Source organism: Candidatus Methanomethylophilus sp. 1R26, from assembly GCF_001481295.1.
Taxonomy (GTDB): Archaea; Thermoplasmatota; Thermoplasmata; order Methanomassiliicoccales; family Methanomethylophilaceae; genus Methanomethylophilus.
The window spans coordinates 1-540 of sequence record NZ_LOPS01000038.1; the positions used below are offsets into that span (position 1 = coordinate 1).

The following is a 540-nucleotide window of genomic DNA, read 5'->3' on the forward strand; positions in this document are numbered from 1 at the left end:
GACATCTGCGAGTAGTCATGCAGGATGGAGCATAAGCCTTTCAAGGAGTTTTACCGCATCGGGCCGCTTGTGTTCATGCATCGTTCCTTCACCAAAGAAGACCTGTTGTCAAGATCCTACGACAGGGTCGATTTCGGCGTGGACCCCGAGGGGCTCAGCTTTTACCAGTGCGGCATCGTGACCACTATAAAAGGCAAACCCTGCGATAATTTCTTTGTATGCATGTACGACAGCCCTTTCCTGGTCCCGTTCGTCTGCTGGTACCTCCGTCACGGAAGCTTCATCGCCGTCCATCAATACGAGACGGGCTGGCATCCCCATTTCCATCCGGTCATCAGGACTGCCGTCTCCCCCGCCGGGACGAAGGAGATCTCGTACTGGTCCCTGGACATGGACGGCATCTTCATGTTCCGCTCCCAGGGAGGCACCTACGAACCGATGGCGCATCTGTTCGACGAGCTGCGCAGCGACCGCCCCGAGTACATCGAAGGGCATGTCTGGATGTTCCCGAGGGAGAAGACCGATGTGAAGGGCCTCATA

Annotated in this window: 1 protein-coding gene; it reads left to right on the forward strand. The window is 56.5% G+C overall.

The annotated features are described in order from the left end of the window. Positions 1 to 75: 75 nt before the first annotated feature. On the forward strand, positions 76 to 540 hold a 465-nt coding region (locus AUQ37_RS06975; protein WP_157844341.1), incomplete at its 3' end, for a hypothetical protein.